The 20606-nt window shown below is 66.6% G+C and carries 13 protein-coding genes, 1 tRNA gene and 1 riboswitch; of the genes, 8 read left to right on the forward strand and 6 right to left on the reverse strand.

The genetic code is table 11. The features are described from left to right. Positions 1-208 precede the first annotated feature (208 nt). A tRNA-Leu gene (locus tag AC5I49_RS05600) sits at positions 209-293 on the forward strand. A gap of 141 nt (positions 294-434) precedes the next feature. On the opposite strand, the gene AC5I49_RS05605 is transcribed toward AC5I49_RS05600, so the two are convergent. Both AC5I49_RS05605 and AC5I49_RS05610 read right to left on the reverse strand, forming a co-directional pair. Beyond that, positions 435-3059 (reverse strand): DUF349 domain-containing protein, encoded by a 2625-nt coding sequence (locus tag AC5I49_RS05605; protein WP_043792014.1) that lies wholly within the window; start codon positions 3057-3059, stop codon positions 435-437. 154 nt (positions 3060-3213) lie between these two features. After that, the gene (locus AC5I49_RS05610; RefSeq protein ID WP_495788965.1) at positions 3214-7026 is read right to left on the reverse strand and encodes a DUF748 domain-containing protein; all 3813 of its coding nucleotides are present in this window, start codon (positions 7024-7026) and stop codon (positions 3214-3216) included. Between the two features lie 767 nt (positions 7027-7793). Here AC5I49_RS05610 and AC5I49_RS05615 point away from each other — a divergent pair. The 3 genes from AC5I49_RS05615 to nrdR all read left to right on the forward strand — a co-directional run bounded on the left by AC5I49_RS05615 (position 7794) and on the right by nrdR (position 10786). Further along, entirely contained in the window at positions 7794-8714 is a 921-nt protein-coding gene (locus AC5I49_RS05615) for a lytic transglycosylase domain-containing protein (protein ID WP_016447496.1), read from the forward strand. A 136-nt stretch (positions 8715-8850) separates the two neighbouring features. Beyond that, positions 8851-9026: riboswitch (ZMP/ZTP riboswitch) on the forward strand. A gap of 34 nt (positions 9027-9060) precedes the next feature. Beyond that, positions 9061-10308 carry a serine hydroxymethyltransferase gene (glyA, locus tag AC5I49_RS05620; RefSeq protein ID WP_016447497.1) on the forward strand — a complete coding sequence of 416 codons (1248 nt, stop codon included), beginning with the start codon at positions 9061-9063 and terminating at the stop codon, positions 10306-10308. Positions 10309-10330: 22 nt separating this feature from the next. Then, complete coding sequence (gene nrdR, locus AC5I49_RS05625; protein WP_012206755.1) at positions 10331-10786, forward strand: transcriptional regulator NrdR; 456 nt, start codon at positions 10331-10333, stop codon at positions 10784-10786. A gap of 66 nt (positions 10787-10852) precedes the next feature. On the opposite strand, the gene aroC is transcribed toward nrdR, so the two are convergent. Further along, positions 10853-11950: a chorismate synthase gene (gene aroC, locus AC5I49_RS05630; protein WP_016447498.1), complete on the reverse strand. Its 1098-nt coding sequence runs from the start codon at positions 11948-11950 to the stop codon at positions 10853-10855. Between the two features lie 319 nt (positions 11951-12269). On the opposite strand from aroC, the gene AC5I49_RS05635 reads away from it, so the two are divergent. Next, a complete protein-coding gene (locus AC5I49_RS05635; protein ID WP_017406116.1) occupies positions 12270-12647 on the forward strand; it encodes a helix-turn-helix domain-containing protein in 378 nt (125 codons plus the stop codon). A gap of 101 nt (positions 12648-12748) precedes the next feature. Here AC5I49_RS05635 and AC5I49_RS05640 read toward each other — a convergent pair whose 3' ends face one another. Then, the gene (locus AC5I49_RS05640; RefSeq protein WP_012206758.1) at positions 12749-13201 is read right to left on the reverse strand and encodes a CBS domain-containing protein; all 453 of its coding nucleotides are present in this window, start codon (positions 13199-13201) and stop codon (positions 12749-12751) included. Positions 13202-13307: 106 nt separating this feature from the next. Here AC5I49_RS05640 and AC5I49_RS05645 point away from each other — a divergent pair, with 106 nt between their 5' ends. Both AC5I49_RS05645 and AC5I49_RS05650 read left to right on the forward strand, forming a co-directional pair. After that, positions 13308-14606, forward strand: coding sequence for an O-acetylhomoserine aminocarboxypropyltransferase (locus tag AC5I49_RS05645; RefSeq protein WP_017406117.1), 1299 nt, complete (start codon positions 13308-13310; stop codon positions 14604-14606). A gap of 22 nt (positions 14607-14628) precedes the next feature. Further along, a complete protein-coding gene (locus AC5I49_RS05650) occupies positions 14629-15438 on the forward strand; it encodes an alpha/beta fold hydrolase (protein WP_495788966.1) in 810 nt (269 codons plus the stop codon). Between the two features lie 48 nt (positions 15439-15486). Here the strand turns inward: AC5I49_RS05650 and AC5I49_RS05655 are convergent, their stop codons facing one another. Next, a complete protein-coding gene (locus AC5I49_RS05655; RefSeq protein WP_495788967.1) occupies positions 15487-16962 on the reverse strand; it encodes an acetamidase/formamidase family protein in 1476 nt (491 codons plus the stop codon). 160 nt (positions 16963-17122) lie between these two features. Between AC5I49_RS05655 and AC5I49_RS05660 the strand changes: the two genes are divergently transcribed. Then, positions 17123-19555 (forward strand): acetamidase/formamidase family protein, encoded by a 2433-nt coding sequence (locus AC5I49_RS05660; protein ID WP_495788968.1) that lies wholly within the window; start codon positions 17123-17125, stop codon positions 19553-19555. Between the two features lie 13 nt (positions 19556-19568). Here AC5I49_RS05660 and AC5I49_RS05665 read toward each other — a convergent pair whose 3' ends face one another. Then, positions 19569-20390 carry an alpha/beta fold hydrolase gene (locus AC5I49_RS05665; protein WP_016451331.1) on the reverse strand — a complete coding sequence of 274 codons (822 nt, stop codon included), beginning with the start codon at positions 20388-20390 and terminating at the stop codon, positions 19569-19571. Positions 20391-20606: the final 216 nt, after the last annotated feature.

Genomic DNA, 20606 nt, shown 5'->3' on the forward strand with positions numbered 1-20606 from the left:
TTTCAGGTACTAGCGGGTAACTCCGTGGAGGTTCGAGTCCTCTCCTGGGCACCAAACATGAAAAGGCCGTTGCACATGCAACGGCCTTTTTCTTTGCCGTTTCCGAAAAGCGACGTCACGCGCCTCTCGCCAGAAAAATTTCACGAAAATCTTTGCAAACCTGCCCGGCACATCGCTTTCGCGCTATATAATTTGCGTACTCTGAAATGCCCAGGTGGCGGAATTGGTAGACGCACTAGTTTCAGGTACTAGCGGGTAACTCCGTGGAGGTTCGAGTCCTCTCCTGGGCACCAAACATGAAAAGGCCGTTGCACATGCAACGGCCTTTTTGCTTGGGGTGCCTCCATCCCAAGCACCATCAGGTATCGGCAGGGCCAAAAAAAAGGGAGCCGACGGCTCCCTTTCTTGACGATGAAGGTATCAACCCCACCCCGTCACTTGCGCAGCAGTTGCTTGAGCACGTTCTGCAGGCGGCGTGCGGTGGCGTCATCGCGTGCCGATGCCAGCACCCGCGCGGCATCGCTACCCCAGGTTTCCTGCGGGGCCGGATCGTTGCGGCGCGTCAGCAGTTGCAGCTGCAGGGCACGGCGGGCGCTCAGATGCTCTGCAGGCGTGGGCACGTCGGCAGCCATTTCAAGGCGCAGCAGGGCTTCACCCGCATCACCCTTGGGCGCCTGGGCCAGTGCCTGCGACCAGGCGTTGCGCACTTGCGCAGACACGCGACCGCCGAGCTGCTGGGCCGCCGGAATCTGCGTAGCGTCACGCGATTCCCAGGCCGCCATCAGCTGGGTCAGCGCTTCGCCATGGGCCTGGGCCGCGAGCTTGCGCAGAGCGTCCTGCGCATGCTCCATGGCTTCACGCTGGGCACGGAAGGCCGGATCGGCCAGGCGCGGACCGCGCTCTTCACGCGGTTCGCGGCCAAAGCGGCCATTGTCACGGTTGTCGCGTCCGTCCCTTCCATCGCGGCCACGGCCACCGTCGCGGCGGTCGCCAGGACGGGCAGCGCGCGCACCACCCTCTTCCTTCTTCATGCCGGGACGATCATCCCCGCGCACGGCAACCACGGGGCGCACCGGCGCCGGCTTCGCTTGCGATTCTTCCGAGCCGGCCGCAGCCACTGGCGCCTGTTCCGGCTGGGCAGCGTTGACGGAGGCATCGGCACGGCCGCGCAGCGCCTGCTCCAGAGCCTCCACCGCAGCGCGGATTTGCTGCACGTCACCCGATGTGTTGGCAGCTTCCACGGCCTGCGAAGCCTCCAGTACGCGGCGGTCATGGTCGCTGAGCTGCACGGCTGCGGCCCGGGAACCACGCTCGCTGCCCTTGCGGTTGAAAGCCTCGTCCAGGGGCTTGCGGAAGGCGTCCCACAGCTTTTGCTCGTGCTTGCGATCCAGCGGCACGGCCTGCGCCTCGGCCTGCCAGCGCTGCTGCAGCGCCTTGACGGCATCGATGCGCAGGCTGGGTGCGGCGCCCAGCGCCGTGGCCTCGTCGATCATGGCGTGGCGGCGCTGCAGGCTGGCCTTTTGCGCAGCATGCAGCGGAGCCTCGGCCAGGGCCATGGCCTGCTTGAACTGGGGCTGCAGCTCGGCAAACAGTTTTTCACCGATATGACCGCTCTCGCGCCAGCGTTCAGCGAACTGGCGCAATGCGCGGGCCGCACCCTTGAGATCTTCGCTGGCGGCCTGCTGCGCTGCCCAGGCCTTGATCTCTTCGATCAGCGCCAGGCGCTGTGCCTTGGACTGGGTGGTTTCCGTGCGCAGCTTGTCGTGCCAGGACTCGACCACCTTGTGGGCCGCGTTGCAGGCTTCGTCAAACTTCTTCCAGAGAGCGTGGTTGGCCGCGCTGCCCTGGTCGGCCAGCTTCCACTGCTCACGCAGGCTGCGCAGGGATTCCTGGATCTTGCGACCACCCAGCGCCTGGCCTTCGGGACGGTTCAGCAGAGCTTCCGCCTTGGCAACCAGCTCCTCACGCAGCTTGTCTGCGTTCTGGCGCGGCCAGCCTTCGGCTTCGCCTGCCGCCAAGAGGGCCTCGTGCACCTTGGTGACCAGCGCGTCGTCCACCAGACGACCATGGGCCTTGATGGCGGCACGCACGGCTTGCACGGCAGCGGAGCCAGCCTTGCTTTCGCCGGCAGCCGTCTCGGCCTGGAGCTGTTCCAGCGCCTGGGTCAGGGCAGCGCTGGCGGCAGCCACCTGCTCAGGCGACGTCTTGGCCTTGGGCTGCGCTGCGCTGCGGCCGGCAGGCGCTGGCTTGGACGGCTCGGCGGCCGCTGCCTCGGGAGGCAGGCCACGCGCCACACGCAGTTCATCGGCCCACACGGGCACGGTGGGCAGCGGGGCTGCTTCGTCCGCTGCGGCGGCCTCGGTCAGCGCAAGGGCAGACTGGAAGGCATCCCAGACAAGGATCAGCTGTGCGCTGGCGGCTTCCAGCTGGGGCGGGAAGCGTCCATCCACGCTGGCCCAGTTGGCATCGCCGGTGAGCTCGCCGGCCTGCTCCTGCCAGCGGGCCACGTCGGCGCGCAGGTTGTCGAGCACAGCCTGGGCGTCGCGCCATGGCTTGGTGGACAGGACTTCGATGCGCTGGGCCAGCAAGACAGCCACTTCGCGCTGGACCTGCACGCGATGCTGCAGTTCCTCGATGGCCTTGACGCGCTCGGCCAGTTGGGCCTTGTACTGCGACAGCGGCTCACGCGACAGCGGGGCGCCTGCCTTGGCGGCGTCGCGCTGCCAGGCGATGGCGTCGGCGGCATTGAAGGGCGATGCGACCAGCAGTGCCTGGGCCTTTTCAGCCCATTCCACTGCGATCTTTTCCTGGTCCTTGGTGCGGCGGATTTCATCCAGACGCTCACGCACGGCGCGGGCCGCGCTCTTGTCGCGCGCGCTCAGCTCCTTGAGGACGTCCTGCAATTGCTCGACCGAAGGCTGGGTTGCCAGCCAGTCGCGGATGCGCGAGGCGCGATCACCCGAGGTTTCGGCGGAGAAGGCACCGCCCGTGAGCACATCCAAGGGGTGTTGTTCAGGATTCTTGGCAGAAGCAGGGCTCACTTCAGGTGCATCGGACATGGTGCTGCGGGGGGAAAGAGAAGACATGAATCAATCGTTGAATGCCTGGCTGCCGCGGGCCGCCAGACGCGGCCGGCCGGGCTGCATGCGGGCATGCTAGCCGGGCCGGGAAAACCATATTCTCGCCGTTATTTGAAGCGGAGCCAAAACCGGGCTACTGTGCGGACAGGCTGAGCTGGGCGCGCGGGCTCCATTCCTGGTCGTCGGAATCCAGTTTTGGGGCCCCGAGAAACAGGCGCTCGAGCGGCAACTGCTGCTGCGCCAGATAGTCGCGAACGGCCACGCCGCGCGCCAGCGCCAGCTCGCGCATGGCATCGTCGGGCACGGTGATCTGCTCCAGCAGCAGGCTGCGCATCTGGTCGGTGGGCAAGTCCTTGGCCATGCCGATGACATTGCGCGGCTTGGCAAAGTCGGCACGGCTGTAAAGCGCCTTGGTCAAAGCCGGCACTTCGGCAGCAGACAACTCGGTCACCGATTCTGCCGATTTGCCCTCGCGCAGCACCTGGCGGCGTTTCTGGGCCAGCAACAGGCGGTCGAGTTCGGCCTGCTTCCAGGCCTCCTTGTCCTGGGCCTCGCGCGCCTCGCCGATCACGGTAAGCCTGAGGGCCGGGCGCTCCTTGAGGGAGGCGACCACCTTGTCCAGGCTTTCGCGGGCCTTGGCATCGATCTGGGATCGGCCCGGCGCAAAGGCCACCACGCCCGACTCGCTGCTGCCGCCAAATGCGCCCGACAGCAGCGAGAACGGCGAGGTGACGGCCTTCATGATCAGGTTGCCGATGATTTTGAAGATGACTGGCGCCAACCTGAATTGCGGGTCGTTGAGCGAGCCGCTGACCGGCAGGTCCAGGTCGATGACGCCGTTGCGGTCGGCCAGCAATGCCACGGCCAGGCGCACGGGCAGCGAGGCCGGCGCACCTTCGACGGCTTCGCCGAAGGTGAGCTGGTGCAGCACCAGCTTGTTGCGCGCCGTGAGCTGGCCATCGGGCTCGATCTTGTAGCTGACATCCATGCTGAGCTTGCCGCGCTCGATGCCATGGCCCGCGTACTTGATGGAGTACGGCGACAGCGGCGGCAGCTCCAGATCGCGCATCTGGGCGCGTATGTCCAGGGCCAGCGGCTTGGCCAGCGGATTGACCTGGCCGGTGATCTCCAGCGAAGCCGTGCCCTGGGCGCGGCCGCGCAGCTCCACATCCGCCAGTTGCGGCCCCTGCTCCCCGGCCGGCTGTTCGGACGAGAAGGCGCTCAGGCGGCCGGCCAGCTCGCTGAGGTCAGCCGAGTAGTTGGGCTGGATGAAGTAGTCGGAGAACTGCACCTTGCCGCCCGTCAGCACGATGGGGCCTATCTTGATGACCGGTGCAGGCCCGGAAGCGGCCTTCGGCGGGACGGGCTCGGCAGGAGCCGCCGCGCCATCCGCAGCCGGCGCGGTGTTTTGCTCCAGGGACTGCTGAGACTGGGCCGACTTGACGATGTCCTGCAGATTGATGCGGCCATTGCGCTGCACGATCACGCGTGCAAAGAAGTCGCTGAGCGCCGTCTCGCGCACGCTCAGGCGCAGCGGCTGGGCGGGCTGCATCTGCAGGTCCAGGCCACGCACGGCCAAGGTTTTCCAGGCGACGAGTTCATCGCGCAGGCCCAGGCCCAAGGCAGCCGATCGAGCCTTGGCCCGGTCGGCCGTGGATTCGCTGAGCACGGCTGCCACGGCGCCTGCAGCCGTGCTGGGTGCGCCCTGCACCGCAGCCTCACCCCCGGCTTGCACGGGCGAGGCCAGCGCGGAACGCATGCGCAGATCCACCAGTTCGACATCGCCCTGCACCATCAGCTCGGGGCCGGCAGGCTGGCTGGCAAAGCGCAGCTGACCCAGGAAATTGCCATCGGCGCGCACCAGCTCCACATTGAGCATGTCGGCAAAGTAGGGCTCCAGCGCGTGCAGCGGCAGGCTGCGCGCCTGCAGCCTGCCCTGAAGCGACAGTGGCGCCAGTCCCAGATCGCCGCGCAGGCTCAGCGATCCTGCCTGGACACGCCGGCCCGAGCCGACCTGGGCGGACAGCTCCAGCGGCGTGGGAGCGGACTTGGCCGCCAGCGGCTCGATGGCGCCCAGGCGCAGGCGCAGCGAACTCAGATCCAGGGACACGGTGCGCGCCGAATCGGCGTTGCGCACGGGCGCTTCGTCACGCAGCGCAACGGCGCCACCGTCCACTTCCACGGCCTGCAGCCTCAGACCCCAGGGCCTGGGCTTGTCCTTGGCGGGGTCCGGCGTCGCAGGTGCCGAGGTTGCGGGTGGCAGCCATTGCTCATACATCCACCGGCCCTGGGCGTCGCGCGACACGCCCAGCTGCGGCTTTTGCAGCGCCAGGCGCCCCACGGAAACCTGCTGGCTGGCCAGATTGACCTGTACCTGCTCCAGCTGCAGGCGCGCGATGTCGACCGGCGCGGCCTTGTCCTTGAGGCTCAACTGCTCCACGCCCAGCTCGGCCACCTGCACCACCATGGCGGAGCCGCTCCAGCCCAGGCCGGCGTCGGTGCTCAGCAGGCCGGTCAGCTCCGGCTTGAGATGGGCAGACAGATACGGCGCTGCCAGTTGCAGAGGCAACTGGCGCGCGGAGACGGCCAGTTGCCCCTGCCTGTCGGTCATGGCGCCGCTCAGCCTCAGTTCGGCGGGTTTTGCGCCCTCTCCTGCCACTGCAGACTGCACCTGCATGCCGGCATCAAATTGCAAAGGCTGCTCCAGCGGCCAGCGGACATCGCGCACTTCCAATGACAGCTGGCGCGCCTGAAGCGCCGCACCCGACTGGCCTGCGCCGGGCGACGCATCGCGCCAATGCACCGTGGCATCGGCAATGGCCAGCCTGTCCAGGCTCACCCTCCAGGGCTGGGGCGCATCGGAGGCAGGCTTTTCCACTGCCGGCCTGGAATCGGAGGCAGAGCGACTGCCCATCGCCATCCAGTTGATGCGGCCTTGCGCATCACGGGCCGCGAAAATCTCTGGAGCGCTCCACTGCACGGACTCCAGCTCCACCACCGACTGCAGGGGCTGCACGTTCTTGAGCACGGCCGCCAGGCGCTCGAAACGCAGCAGGGGCGCCTCATCGCGGTCAAGCAACTCGGCACCGGACAGGCTGACCTCGCCGGTGATCCGCACCACGGCCTGCTCGGCCTGCTCAAAGGAGATGTGCAGATTGGTATCCAGCACGCCGGAGCGCGGTTTGACGGGAGCATTGGCGGGCACATAGCCCAGGTAAGGCGTCAGGTCCACGCCCTGCCAGCTCAGATCGACGGCCGTCTGGCGCTGGTCGGTGAAAGGCGTGCTCTGGGCACTGGATTCAAAGCGGCTGCCGTTGAGCGCGAAGGACAGGTGCGGCAGCACCTTGATCTCGCGCTTGGACTCCAGATTGCTGATGAACGGCAGCTTCAGCTGCAGCTGATCCAGCATGTGCTCACGCTGCTGGACATCGTCCTGCAATTGCACGCGGCCGTCGCGCAGCGCAATGTTGTACAGCGCAAAGCCCAAGGGCTTGGCCGGCGGCGTATCGCTGGGCTCGGCCAGCCGGGCCAGCACATCATCCACATCGAAGTGCCCCAGGCTCTGCTGCGTGAGGCGCAGCACCGGCGCATCGACCTCGATGGCATCCAGGACAGGCGCCAGCCTGAAGAGGGACTGGATACTGGCATTCACATAGATGCGGTCGACCTGCAGCTGTGGCGACGACGGCGCGGGTTCTGCCTGCCCTGCGCCCGCCGGCTGGCTTTTGGCAATGCGCAGATCACGCAGGGTCAGCTCCAGCGACCAGGGCCGGAACTCCACTGCCCCCACATGGACCTGGCGACCCAGCTTGGCCGATGCCTGCTTTTCCAGCTGGCTTTTGGCGACAACGGGCACCAGCGCCCACAGCAGCAGCCACAGCAAAAGAAACGCTGCAAAGGCGATGGCCAGCCTGCGCAGCCAGCGGTGCTTGAAGAGAAGTTGCATGGGGCTCTAATAACTAGTACGGCGCCATCCTGGACAGAGGACGCAGCGGTGGCTGCATTGCATCAGAAATTGGGCTGGCAGCAAGACCTCAACCCGCATCACCGCACATTTCTTGACGTTGCAGTCACCCTGGAACGACAAAGCCCGGAAGCCTTGAACCGGCTTCCGGGCTTTACGGCAGGCACAAGTCCTGGCCGTTTTCCGCAGTCAAGGAGAGGATGGTCCTTGCTGCTCGGAAGCAAGAGATTGCTTCCAGGAAGGCCGCGGAAGAAGACTTGAACGACTGTGCCCGAACCATCGAACACCACTTTTACCCGTCTTCCACCTTGGCGAGACGACTGCAGGAGCAGTCGGCTCCAATATAGAAGGACGCAGGCCAGGCCTGCCAGTGCTTTTGCATTTCATTGCAATTTCATGAAGCCCTGTACAACCGCCGCAAGCGCCCCACATCGGTAGCACGCAACCTGCTCTCAAACACTCAGAAACTGTGTTTGCATCCATGGTTTGTTATTATTCATCGATCTAACAAACGCACTTCATAGTGTTGACCGTGTATTTGGTGAACTCCTAGAATCCGCCAGCGCTCGAATAGAGCGTTTTTTGTTTCTGCTGCCTCACGACTGAGCAGATCCCGCAGGCCTACAACGCAACGGTGCACCAAGCGCCAGCCTCCCGGATCCGCAGCACCCAATCCAGGGTGTCAGCCTCACCGGCCTTCGCTTCGGCGAAGGCCGTTTCGGGTTGGTGCCCCTAGAAAGGAAAAAGCTATGCCAGCGTCAGGAAAATTTTTCGCCGCCGCGCGAACGTTCGCCATCGATGTGGCCAACGGTTTTCTTGCCATCATCCACAACAGCTTCGCCCTTCTGGGCCTGGCTGTGGCCTTCCTGGCCATTACCTTGTTCGCCCGTCCCGACCTGCGCGATGCCGGAGAGAGCCAGCTGCGCTCCTGGCTGACCGCTCGCCAGATGGCCGAGCTGGGTGCGCCCGTCGAACTCGCGGCCAGCGACCGCGCGACGGCGACCAACCCGAAGAACCTGCCCAAGGATCAGGCGGCCGTGGCCTTCTGGCTCAGCAAGAAGTACCGCGTGGCGCCCGAGCCCATCGCGGCACTGGTCAGCGAAGCCTACGACCTGGGCAAGGTCAACCGCCTGGACCCGACGCTGATCCTGGCCATCATGGCCATCGAATCCAGCTTCAATCCGTTCGCGCAAAGCGCTGTCGGCGCGCAAGGCCTGATGCAGGTGATGACCACGGTGCATACCGACAAGTACGAGAACTTCGGCGGCCAGAACGCCGCGTTCGACCCCGTCAGCAATCTGCGCGTGGGCGTGCGCGTGCTCAAGGAGTGCATTGAGCGCGCCGGCTCCATCGAAGGTGGCCTGCGCTACTACGTGGGCGCGGCCAACCTGCCCACCGACGGCGGCTATGCCGCCAAGGTGCTGGCCGAGCACCAGCGCCTGCGCATGGCCGCCGGCCTGCGTGCCGTGCCGCTGATGACCGCCAAGATCGAGCAGCCCAAGCAGGCCGTCCAGATCGCAGCCACCAAGCCGGCCACATCCACGGCCGAGGCAGCCGGACCTGCGGCCTCGGCTGCGTCCGCTGGCACCCCGGCAGTGCCGGTCAGCTCGAGCAGCATGTCCGCGCGCACCGAACAGGTGGCCCTGCAGACACAGGAGCCGGCGCTGTAACCGGAACCACCGACATGGCGCACGAAGCTGGCTAAGGCCAGCTTTTTTCATGCCTGCCTGCACCCGCTGATCTGCCAGGCAGGCGGCTTCGCCAACGCCCCTCGCCTGTCTTCGGCTCCATCAGCTCAGCTACACTAGCGGGGTACGCAACTGGCGATAGGCGCAGCCGCTTCACGCACCGCTGCCGCTGACGTGGAAACCAGCAGAAGGCCTGAAAAGAACCACCTTCTGTGAACCACCGGGGAGCGTACCGCCCAGCCTCCATGCGCACGCGGGATCTGGAGTGTTCCGCCGTTCGCCTGGGCAGCCCTTGGCCTCAAGGGAATTTCAAGTTCACAGGACTGCCATGTTTCAACGCACCAATACCGTCGAGAAGGTCGACGCCGAAGTCTTTGCCGCCATCCAGGCCGAGAACCTGCGTCAACAAGAACATATCGAGCTGATCGCCAGCGAGAACTACTGCTCGCCCGCCGTGATGGAAGCCCAGGGCTCCCAGCTCACCAACAAGTACGCAGAAGGCTATCCAGGCAAGCGCTACTATGGCGGCTGCGAAAACGTCGATGTGGTCGAGCAGCTCGCCATCGACCGCGTCAAGAAGCTGTTCGGCGCCGAGGCAGCCAACGTTCAGCCCAACTCCGGCTCCCAGGCCAACCAGGCCGTGCTGATGGCCTTTGCCAAGCCCGGCGACACCATCATGGGCATGAGCCTGGCCGAAGGCGGCCACCTGACGCACGGCATGCCGCTGAACATGTCGGGCAAGTGGTTCAACGTGGTCTCCTACGGCCTGAACGCCGAAGAAGCCATCGACTACGACAAGATGGAAGCGCTGGCGCGCGAGCACAAGCCCCGCATCATCGTGGCCGGCGCATCGGCCTACGCCCTGGCCATCGACTTCGAGCGCTTCGCCAAGATCGCAAAGGAAGTCGGCGCCATCTTCTGGGTGGACATGGCCCACTACGCCGGCCTGATCGCCGCGGGCGTGTACCCCAACCCCGTGCCCCACGCCGACGTGGTCACCACCACCACGCACAAGAGCCTGCGCGGCCCGCGCGGCGGCGTGATCCTGATGAAGGCCGAGCATGAGAAGGCCATCAACAGCGCCATCTTCCCCGGCCTGCAAGGCGGCCCGCTGATGCACGTCATCGCCGGCAAGGCCGTGGCCTTCAAGGAAGCACTGTCTCCCGAGTTCAAGGCCTACCAGGAGCAGGTCGTGAAGAATGCCAAGGTCGTCGCCGAAACGCTGACGGCCCGCGGCCTGCGCATCGTCTCCGGCCGCACGGAAAGCCACGTCATGCTGGTGGACCTGCGCGCCAAGGGCATCACCGGCAAGGCGGCAGAAGCCGCACTGGGTGCCGCCCACATGACGATCAACAAGAACTCCATCCCCAACGACCCCGAAAAGCCGATGGTCACCAGCGGCATCCGCGTGGGCACGCCCGCCATGACCACGCGCGGCTTCAAGGAAGAGGAAGCCCGCCTGACGGCCAACCTGCTGGCCGACGTGCTGGAGAACCCCAGCGACGAAGCCAACCTGGCCCGCGTGCGCGCCCAGGTGGCCGAGCTGACGGCCCGCTTCCCGGTCTACGGCGCCTGATTTGAGCGCATAGAGGCCTGCCATGAAGTGCCCGTTCTGCAGCCACCCGGACACCCAGGTCGTGGAGACCCGTGAGGCCGAGGATGGGGGCTTCATCCGCCGCCGCCGCCAATGCGGCGGCTGCGACAAGCGCTTCACCACCTATGAGCGGCCCGAGGTCAGCTTCCCCGCCATCGTCAAGAAGGACGGGCGGCGCATCGAGTACGAGCGCGCCAAGCTGCTGGGTTCGTTCAAGATTGCGCTGCGCAAGCGTCCCGTGAGCACGGAGCAGATCGATGCCGCCATCGAGCGCATCGAGGAACGGCTGCGCAACCTGGGCGAGCGCGAAGTGCTCTCCAGCCGCCTGGGCGAGATGGTGATGCGCGAGCTCAAGCTGCTCGACAAGGTCGGCTACATCCGCTACGCCAGCGTCTACCGCAGCTTCGAGGACGTGGACGACTTCAAGAACGTCATGGATGAAGTCCGCAATCCTGGCTGATCAGGCCGGCAGGATACAAGAAAGCCGCCCTTGGGCGGCTTTCTCTTTGGCGACCTGGCAGCGCTTTCAGGGCGCCGCGGCAGGAATCGGCGCCAGGCCTGAATCGACGTCGCCGCACTGGGCGCGGTGGCGCAGGGCGTGGTCCATCACCACCAGGGCCAGCAACGCTTCGGCGATGGGCGCGGCGCGGATGCCCACGCAGGGGTCATGGCGGCCCTTGGTGATGACTTCGGTGCTCTGGCCCTGGGTGTCGATGGACTCGCGCGGCGTGATGATGGAGCTGGTGGGCTTGATGGCGATGCGCACCTCCAGATCCTGGCCCGTGCTGATGCCGCCCACGATGCCACCGGCGTTGTTGCTGCGAAAGCCTTCGGGGCTCAGCGAGTCGCCGTGCGTGGTGCCGCGCTGGACCACGCTGTCGAAGCCCGCGCCGATCTCCACGGCCTTGACGGCGTTCAGGCCCATCATGGCGTAGGCGACGTCGGCATCGAGGCGGTCATACAGCGGCTGGCCCAGGCCCACCGGCATGCCACTGGCCTGCACGCGCAGCGCGGCGCCGCAGGAGTCGCCCGACTTGCGCAGCGCATCCATGTATTCCTCGTAGCGGGACACATCGGCCACCGGCGCAAAGAAGGGATTGTTGCGCACATGCTCCCAGCTCTCGAAGGGCAGCGACAGCTCGCCCACCTGGGTCATGCAGGCGCGGAACTCGGTGCCGAATTTTTCCTTGAGCCACTTCTTGGCCACGGCGCCGGCCGCCACCGTGGGCGCCGTCAGCCGTGCGGAGGAGCGGCCGCCGCCGCGCGGATCACGGATGCCGTACTTCTGGAAGTAGGCGTAGTCGGCATGGCCGGGACGAAAGCTTTGCGCAATGTTGGAGTAGTCCTTGCTGCGCTGGTCGGTATTGCGGATCAGCAAAGCGATCGGCGTGCCCGTGGTACGGCCTTCGTAGACACCCGAGAGGATTTCCACCGCGTCCGGCTCGTTGCGCTGCGTCACGAACTTGCTGGTGCCGGGGCGGCGGCGGTCCAGGTCGTGCTGGATGTCCGCCTCGCTCAGTGCCATGCCCGGCGGGCAACCGTCGATGACGCAGCCGATGGCCGGGCCATGCGATTCGCCGAAGTTGGTGACAGTGAATAGGGTTCCGAAGGTGTTGCCGCTCATAGGCCGATGATTATGCCCGGGTCGCCCCCAGGCGCCGCTCCCGCTGCAGCGGTGCATTGCGCAGGCTGCCATCTCCTGCAAAGAAACAATAAAACTATCAAATTACAAATATTGATAGCTAGAATTACAGAACATTGTTCTTCAACCGCCTGCGGACCATCCCTCAGGCACCAGCCGCAACTTGCGGGAGATTCGTGAAATGCAGACCTCTTCCGGCTCAACGCAACGCCAGGATCGCAGCGATCCTGCGAGCAGCACTCCACCGCCCTCACCCATCCTTCAACAGGATGCCGGTGACCAGAATCTTCACCCCACCCTGATGACCATGCTGCTGGTCTCAGCCAGGCCCGATGATTTCAGAACCCGCAACCGGCTTGCCCAGGCCAAGCAGTACATGCGGGCCCGGCTGGATGACCCCGAGCTCAAGCCGCTGCAGGTGGCCCAGGGCCTGGGCATGTCGCTGCGCAGCCTGGCGCGCCTGTTCGCCACCGAGGGACTGACTCCCAGCCGCTGGCTCTGGAACGAGCGCCTGGCCCAGGCCCACCTGCTGCTGCAGGCCGACAATGCGCGGCGCGTGACCGATGTGGCGATGGCCTGCGGCTTCACCAGCTTCTCGCACTTCAGCCGCGTCTTCAGGCAGACCTATGCCGTGCCGCCCAGCGCCTTGCTCAAGCCCCGGCGCAGCAGCGTGCATTGAACGGGCTTGCGCCCGGCCGTAAAAAAACCAAGGCCTGCGCCGCGTTCTGCGGTCGCAGGCCTTGCTGCATGGGCAGGGGCGGTCTTGCCGCGACCGGATGATCAGTCCGCGCCCTGGCGCTCGCCTTCGGGCCAGTCGCGGATATAGGCCTTGAGCATGCGGTTCTCGAAGTTCTGGCTGTCCACCACGGCCTTGGCCACGTCGTACAGGCTGATCACGCCCATCAGCATGCGCTTGTCCATCACCGGCATGTAGCGCGCATGGCGGTCCAGCATCATGCGGCGCACCTCGTCCATGTCGGTTTCCATGGTGCAGGTCATGGGAGCGTCGTCCATGGCCGAGCGCACCAGCGTCTCGCCCACGCCGCCGTGCTTGACAAAGCCCTGGATCACTTCGCGGAAGGTCAGCATGCCGACCACGTCGCCGTGCTCCATGACCACGAGGGAGCCTATATCGCGCTCGGACATCACCTGCACCGCGCTGGCCAGGCTTTCGTCCGGCGACACCGTGTAGAGGGTGTTGCCCTTGACGCGCAGGATGTCACTTACTTTCATGCCGTATCTCCAAGATTGTCTGTGTCGCCGTGGTTGCGGCAAGCCCATGTCTGCCGGGAAATATAGCCCACAATGCCCGCTTGCCTTGACAACCATGGAGACAGGAATGCCCGGCTACTCGGATCCCGGCTTTGACACTCTGGCGCTGCACGCGGGCGCACAGCCCGACCCCGCCACCGGTGCGCGCGCGACGCCCATCCACCTCACGACCTCGTTCGTGTTCGAGTCCAGCGACCATGCGGCCTCGCTGTTCAACCTGGAGCGCCCAGGGCACGTCTACAGCCGCATCTCCAATCCCACGAATGCCGTGCTGGAGCAGCGTGTCTCGGCCCTGGAAGGCGGCGTGGGCGCCATCGCCGTGGCCAGCGGCCAGGCGGCGCTGCACCTGTCGGTGGCCACGCTCATGGGCGCGGGCAGCCACATCGTGGCCAGCACGGCGCTGTACGGCGGCTCGCAGAACCTGCTGCACTACACGCTGGCGCGCTTCGGCATAGAAACCACCTTCGTCAAGCCCGGCGACATCGACGGCTGGCGCGCCGCGGTGCGCCCCAACACCAAGCTGTTCTTCGGCGAGACGGTGGGCAACCCGGGCCTGGACGTGCTCGACATTCCCACCATCAGCGCCATAGCCCATGAAGCCGGCGTGCCGCTGCTGGTGGACTCCACGCTGACCTCGCCCTGGCTGATGAAGCCGCTGGAGCATGGCGCGGACATCGTCTACCACTCGGCCACCAAGTTCCTGTCGGGCCACGGCACCGTGGTCGGGGGCATCGTGGTGGATGGCGGCAGCTTCGACTGGGAAAAGTCGGGACGCTTCCCGGAGCTGACCGAGCCCTACGACGGCTTCCACAACATGGTGTTCAGCGAGGAAAGCAGCACTGGCGCCTTCCTTCTGCGCGCACGCCGCGAAGGCCTGCGCGACTTCGGCGCCTGCATGAGCCCGCACACGGCCTGGCTGATCCTGCAGGGCATAGAGACGCTGCCGCTGCGCATGGAGCGCCATATCCGCAACACCGAGAAGGTGGTGCAATTCCTGGCCAGCCATCCGCTGGTGGGCCGCGTGGGCCACCCGCTGCTCGATACCCATCCCTCGCACCAGCTCGCCAAGAAGCTGCTGCCGCGCGGCGCAGGCTCGGTGTTCAGCTTCGACATCAAGGGCAACCGCAACCAGGGCCGCAAGTTCATCGAGACGCTCAAGGTCTTCAGCCACCTGGCCAACGTGGGCGACTGCCGCAGCCTGGTCATCCACCCTGCCAGCACCACGCACTTCCGCATGAGCGACGAGGCGCTGGCCCAGGCCGGCATCGGCCAGGGCACGATCCGCCTGTCCATCGGGCTGGAAGACGCAGACGACCTGATCGACGACCTCAAGCGCGCCCTCAAGGCGGCCGAGAAGGCCGCGTGAATCGGCAAGGGAGACACCAACAATGAAGATCGATGTTCACGGCCACGCCATCTACGCCTATACCGGCGGCAAGGCCTTCAATCCCGCACAGCCGACGGCCATCCTCATCCACGGCGTGCTGTGCGACCACAGCGTCTGGGCACTGCAAAGCCGTTACCTGGCCAACCACGGCTGGAACGTGCTGGCCATAGACCTGCCGGGCCACTGCCGCAGCGCAGGCGATGCGCCGGCCAGCGTGGAGGCGGCGGCGGATTTCATCGGCCAGCTCATGGATGCGGCAGGCATCGAGAAGGCCGCGCTGGTAGGCCACAGCTGGGGCAGCCTGATCGCCATGGAAGCGGCTGCGCGGCTGGGCGCGCGCGTCAGCCACCTGGTGCTGGTGGGCACGGCCTACCCGATGAAGGTCTCGCCTGCTTTGCTGGACTCCGCGCTCAGCACGCCCGAGCAGGCCATCCACATGGTGAATGTGTTCTCGCGCGCCACGCTGGCGCCACCCAGCGGCGCAGGCAGCTGGGTGTTCGGCGCCGGCATGGCGCTGGGCCGGCGCGTGCTGGCCAGCAATGACCGCACCAACCTGCTGCACGCCGGCTTCAAGGCCTGCGACAGCTACGCGGGCGGCGAGGCGGCCATGGCGGCGCTGCAATGCTCGGTCCTGTTCGCCCTGGGCGAGCAGGACCAGATGACGCCGCCCAAGGCCGCCAAGGGCCTGATCGAGGCGGCCCGGGGCGCGCAGCGCCAGGTCAGCATCGTGCACCTGCCCAGCGGCCACAACCAGATGACCGAGGCGCCCGACCAGACGCTGTTCGCCATCCGGGATTTCCTGGCGCGCTGAGACCGGCCGGGTCCGGCCCGCAGGGCAGGCACGCACTCACTCACGCACTCACGCCCCGCGCGCGGGGAAGATGCTCTTTTTCACGAGCGCGTGCACGCCCCAGTTGCCATCCACCACCTGGGTGATGCCGAAGTCCACTGCGATCGACATCAGCGAGATGGCTTCGTCCTCTCCCAGCCCCTGGGTGGTCATGAGGAAGTGGCGCATCTTGTGATAGGCGTCGCGCAGCGCCAGGTCCACGGAAGACTTCTTGAAGATCTGGTTTTGCGCATCCGGCCCCAGCTCCGCCAGGTAGTTGGCGTAGCTGAAGCCGTGCAGCAGCCATTCGTCCTGGGTTTCGAGCAGCGGATAGGCCAGCTCGGCCAGCGGCGTTCCAGGCAGGTCCGCCTTCTTGTGCAGGATCAACTGGAAGGTGCCGGTCAGCGAGCACTCGATGGCCGTGCCGCACAGCTCGGAGTCCCCCTGCGAGGCATGCGGATCGCCCACGGTGAAGTTGGCCCCTGGCACGGCCACGGGGAAATACATGGTCGCCCCCTTGCCGATGCGCCAGTTGTCGATGTTGCCGCCCGTGTGGTTGGGCGGAATGGAGCTGGCCATCTCCGCCTCGGCCGGCGCCACGCCGATGGTGCCGAAATGCGGGCGCACGGGAACGCGGATATTGCGCAGCACGTTTTCGTTCTTGCTGATCGTGCGGTGGTCCACGGGCACGCCCGGATAGTCGATGGTCGGGTGGACCACGCCGAAGGGGTCGGTCTGCGGCGTCCAGCGGTAGTTGTAGACGGCGCGGGCCCAGTTGCGCTCGCCGGTCGCATCCACCTCGTAGATGGTGACCACCTCGCGCTTCCGGGGCTCGGTGAGCGTGTCGCCATAGTGAAAGCCCCAGTTCGCCGCCGCATTGCTGCCGAAGGTCCGGCCCTTGAACTGCGGGTTGCCCGAGGGGCGCGGCACCACATCAATGATGCGTACTTCCAGCACATCGCCGGGCTGGGCGCCCTTGATGCGTACCGGCCCCGTGCAGATGTGCACGCCCTGGCCTCCGCCTGCGCCGTTCTTGGCATCCATGGGGCCTGCGCCCCGGCGATCGACGTTCTTGCGCTGGCTGTCCCAGTGGAACACGCTCTCGGCGCCAGGGTCGCCCCGGACCATGCGTTCGGCATCGTCATTGGCATGGTGGGTCAGCGTCTCCATGGTCACGTAGTCGCCCGATTCGACTTCGACCACCGGCTTGGCCGATCTGCTGAAGTAGCCCCAGAGCACGGTACTGGCAGAGGCGGGAATGTAGTAGTGGTTGGCCATGCCCTGGCCGGCCCGGGCGCCAGGCGCACCCTGGGCAAAGGCCCGGGACGGTGCCATCGCACCGCTGATGGCGCCGGCCGAGACCGCGCCGCCACCGACCACCATGGCGTCGCGCAGGAAGGAACGGCGTGCAACCTGGAATTCCTCGCGGATCAGCGTCTCATCGACTGGCGAAGCACCGTGCTGGCAGCCCGGGCCGCAGATATGTTCCTGGTGGGGGATGGTCATCGAAAATACTCCTGCTGTTGTGGATCGGTGCCGGCAGCGCCAGTGTCCAGGCGAGCATGTCCAGGCCGGTTGTTCCTGCGCGCACAAAAACTTGTCGCGGCTGCCATCCGGTGCGCCGGGCTTGGACAGGCAGTACGCGGCAGTTCATAGTTCGCCCCTGATGCACGACGATCCAAGACGCTTTTCCACCCACGCATTTCCCGATGCCTTGCGGCAGGCTGCGCTCAATGAGGCGCTGTCCAGGGCAGACATCCATGGCGAAGCGCCCACGCCGCCGGCCACCCACCTGGCGCTGCGCAGCTCGCCACTGGGATCGGTATTCATTACGCTGGCCACCTCGCCGCTGACGCTGCGGGCCGTGGCCAAGCGGCTGCGCGGCCCGGGCCTGCTGCTGTGCGCCTTGCTGCAAGGCAGCGCCGATGCGGTGGTCGAGGACGCCGCGTTCCCGCTCAAGGCCGGCTCCGCGCTGCTGCTGGAGTCAGACCGGGAATGGCAGCTGCAGTTGCCCGGCGACGGCCGCCTGCTGCTTGCGCGGCTGGAGTCCTCGAGCTTTCTGCTGCGCCTGCTGCGCTCGTGCCCGCCCGAGGCCAGGCACATCGGCGGGACAGGCGGTGTGGGGGCCATGTGCATGGCAATGGCGGCCTCACTGGCAGAGCAGATCGACACACTGGCACAGGACGATCTGCTGTCGGTGGAGACCACGCTCACCGACATGCTGGTCACCTGCCTGACACCGCGCGCCGGCAATCCCGACCAGGAGCAGGCCGAGGCGACCGAGCCGCCCAGCGCCGTGCAGCTTGGCCATCTGCGCCGCATCTGCCGCGCCATCGAAACCCGGCTGGGCGATGCCGAGCTGTCCATCGATGCCATCGCCGACGCCGAGGGGCTGTCCACGCGCTATCTGCAAAAGCTGTTCAAGGGAGCGGCCACCAGCTTCAGCACCTACCTGCGCGAACGCCGACTGGAGCGCTGCCGCATGGACCTGAGCAACCGCTCGCTGCAGCATTTCTCCATCGCCGAGCTGTGCTTTCGCTGGGGCTTTGGCGATGCCGCCAACTTCAGCCGTGCCTTCGCGGCCCGCTATGGGCTGTCCCCCAAGGCCTATCGCGCCAGTCCGGCGCGCGTGCAGGATGCGCCGCCCGGCCAGCGCGGACGCCCCTCGCCCGCAGAGAGCGCTGCGCAGGGTGCAGAACCGGCCGCAGCGCGCCTGGCGCACAGTCCGTTCCAGGCCCTGCTGCGCGACCATGCACGCTACGCCCAGGCGCTGGCCCTTGTGCCCAAGCGCTCGGCGCACGCAGACAATGGCGGTACGTCGCCCCAGCACTACTACCTTCCGGTCTCCGACAAGACCGTGCACTGGGGCTACCTGAGCCGTTCACTCAAGCCCGTGCTTTCGGTGCGCTCGGGTGACGTGGTGACCATGGAGACGCTGACCCAGCATGCCTCGGACGACTGGGAACGCATGATCGAAGGCGATCCGGGCGCCGAAAGCGTGTTCCACTGGACCGCAGCCCAGAAGGCCGTGGACCGGCGCGGCGCGGGCCCGATGGACGCCTCGATCTACGGCCGCGGCGCGGGCGAGGGCTTCGGCGTGCACATCTGCACCGGCCCCGTCTATGTGCATGAGGCCGAACCCGGCGACCTGCTGGAGATACGCATCCTCGACGTGCAGCCACGCCCCAGCTGCAGCCCCGCCCACCACGGCCGTGTCTTCGGCAGCAACGCCGCCGCCTGGTGGGGCTTTCACTACCGCGACCAGATCACGGAGCCCCGCCAGCGCGAAGTGGTCACCATCTACGAAATCGACCACGCACTGCCCGAGGAGCCCACGGCCCGCGCCGTCTACAACTACCGCTGGACGCCGCAGACCGACCCCTTCGGCGTGGTCCATCCGACCATCGACTACCCGGGCGTGCCCGTGGACCCCGCCAGCATCACCCGGCGCTTTGGTGTGCTGGACAAGGCACGCGTGCCGCTGCGTCCGCATTTCGGCATGCTGGCCGTGGCACCGCGAGAGGCCGGCCTGATCGACTCCATACCGCCGAGCTACTTCGGCGGCAACCTGGACAATTGGCGCGCGGGCAAGGGAGCCACCCTCTTCCTGCCCGTATCGGTGCCCGGCGCACTGTTTTCGGTGGGAGACCCTCATGCATCCCAAGGCGACTCGGAACTGTGCGGCACGGCCATCGAATGCTCGCTGACCGGCAGCTTCGAGCTGCGGGTGCACAAGCGCGCCGCGCTGGACAACCGCTTCCTTGCAGAGCTGGACCACCCTTTCCTGGAGACCGGCTCCGAGTGGGTGATACAGGGCTTCAGCTTCACCGACCACCTGGCCGAACTGGGCAGCCAGGCGCAGTCCCAGGTCTATCGCAAGTCATCGCTGGAAGGCGCCATGCGTGACGCCTTCCACAAGGCAAGGCGCTATCTGATGCTGGCCCACGGGCTGGACGAGGACGAGGCCGTATCGCTGATCTCCGTGGCCGTGGACTTCGCCGTGACGCAGGTGGTGGACGGCAACTGGGGCGTGCACGCCGTGATCAAGAAGAAGCTGTTTCCGCCGGAGCTCTCGGCGTCCGCCCAGGCCGGCCCATGAAGCCCACCCGGGATCAGACCCGTGCCAGGAAACGGGCGATGCGCTGGGCGATGCGCTCGGGCTGTTCGCGGTGGGGGACGTGGCCGCCACCGGCCACGATCTCCACCTCCACAGGGCCGCGCGCCCGGTCGCGGATGCGCTCGGGGTGGACCAGGGAGCCGAACTCGTCATGCTCGCCGTGGATGGCCAGCACCGGGCAGCGCACGCGCTCCAGCGCCTCGTCCAGCCGGTAGTCGGCAAATGGCTGCGACAGCCAGGTGTCCACCCAGGCAGACAGCACCCAGGCGGCCTTGTCGCCGTGGTATTTCTCCAGGCGCGCCAGCTGGCCGGGCCGGGCGAAATCCTGTTGGGCCGCACGAATGCCCTGCAAGGTGCGATCTTCCACGAAGGCCTGGGCGGACTCCGTGACCACCGCCTTGCACTGCGCGCCGTATCGGGCCGCCACCATGGCGGCCATGCCGCCGCCCACGCTGTGGCCCAGCACGATGAAATCCCCAAGGCCCAGCCCCTGGTGCACTGCCGGAAACACGGTCTCTGCCTCCCGGGCCACAAAGCCCGGCCCCAGCGTGCCCGGATAGGGGTCGGACTGGCCAAAGCCCAGCCGGTCGTAGGCCAGCACATCGCGGCGCGTGGCCTCGGCCAGTTGCTGCGGGAAATCACGCCACAGCGCCACCGAACCCAGCGAGTCGTGCAGCAGCACGATGGGGGCGCGGGCCAGGGACTCTTCGCCGGCCGCCGGCGCCTGCCAGCGCCTGACGTAGATGCTGCCCTGGGGCGTGGAAATGCGGGTTTCGCTCAGGGATGCGGGGATGTCGGTCATGCAGGAGGAAGGCATCGAAAAACTCCATGCCGGTCAGCGCCGGCCCGGCAGACATCATGCGCCCGCATGCCGCCAGAGGGCGACACCGTGGCGACGCGCAGGGCGGAATGCGGCAGCTTTTGTCTCTCTCGGGGCAGCTTTTGCGAACCTGGGCGCGCGGGTTCCTCCGATGGTGAGCGGCAAGGCAGCAGCGTATAAGTTGACCCTACCCCATGCTTGCGAAGGCCTGCC

Source organism: Delftia sp. (assembly GCF_059499305.1).

Excerpts from the sequence above, each read along its gene's own strand:
- AC5I49_RS05605 (WP_043792014.1), bottom strand. The coding sequence starts at position 3,059 with ATGTCCGATGCACCTGAAGTGAGCCCTGCTTCTGCCAAGAATCCTGAA.
- AC5I49_RS05610 (WP_495788965.1), bottom strand. The coding sequence starts at position 7,026 with ATGCAACTTCTCTTCAAGCACCGCTGGCTGCGCAGGCTGGCCATCGCC.
- AC5I49_RS05615 (WP_016447496.1), top strand. The coding sequence starts at position 7,794 with ATGCCAGCGTCAGGAAAATTTTTCGCCGCCGCGCGAACGTTCGCCATC.
- glyA (WP_016447497.1), top strand. The coding sequence starts at position 9,061 with ATGTTTCAACGCACCAATACCGTCGAGAAGGTCGACGCCGAAGTCTTT.
- nrdR (WP_012206755.1), top strand. The coding sequence starts at position 10,331 with ATGAAGTGCCCGTTCTGCAGCCACCCGGACACCCAGGTCGTGGAGACC.
- aroC (WP_016447498.1), bottom strand. The coding sequence starts at position 11,950 with ATGAGCGGCAACACCTTCGGAACCCTATTCACTGTCACCAACTTCGGC.
- AC5I49_RS05635 (WP_017406116.1), top strand. The coding sequence starts at position 12,270 with ATGACCATGCTGCTGGTCTCAGCCAGGCCCGATGATTTCAGAACCCGC.
- AC5I49_RS05640 (WP_012206758.1), bottom strand. The coding sequence starts at position 13,201 with ATGAAAGTAAGTGACATCCTGCGCGTCAAGGGCAACACCCTCTACACG.
- AC5I49_RS05645 (WP_017406117.1), top strand. The coding sequence starts at position 13,308 with ATGCCCGGCTACTCGGATCCCGGCTTTGACACTCTGGCGCTGCACGCG.
- AC5I49_RS05650 (WP_495788966.1), top strand. The coding sequence starts at position 14,629 with ATGAAGATCGATGTTCACGGCCACGCCATCTACGCCTATACCGGCGGC.
- AC5I49_RS05655 (WP_495788967.1), bottom strand. The coding sequence starts at position 16,962 with ATGACCATCCCCCACCAGGAACATATCTGCGGCCCGGGCTGCCAGCAC.
- AC5I49_RS05660 (WP_495788968.1), top strand. The coding sequence starts at position 17,123 with ATGCACGACGATCCAAGACGCTTTTCCACCCACGCATTTCCCGATGCC.
- AC5I49_RS05665 (WP_016451331.1), bottom strand. The coding sequence starts at position 20,390 with ATGCCTTCCTCCTGCATGACCGACATCCCCGCATCCCTGAGCGAAACC.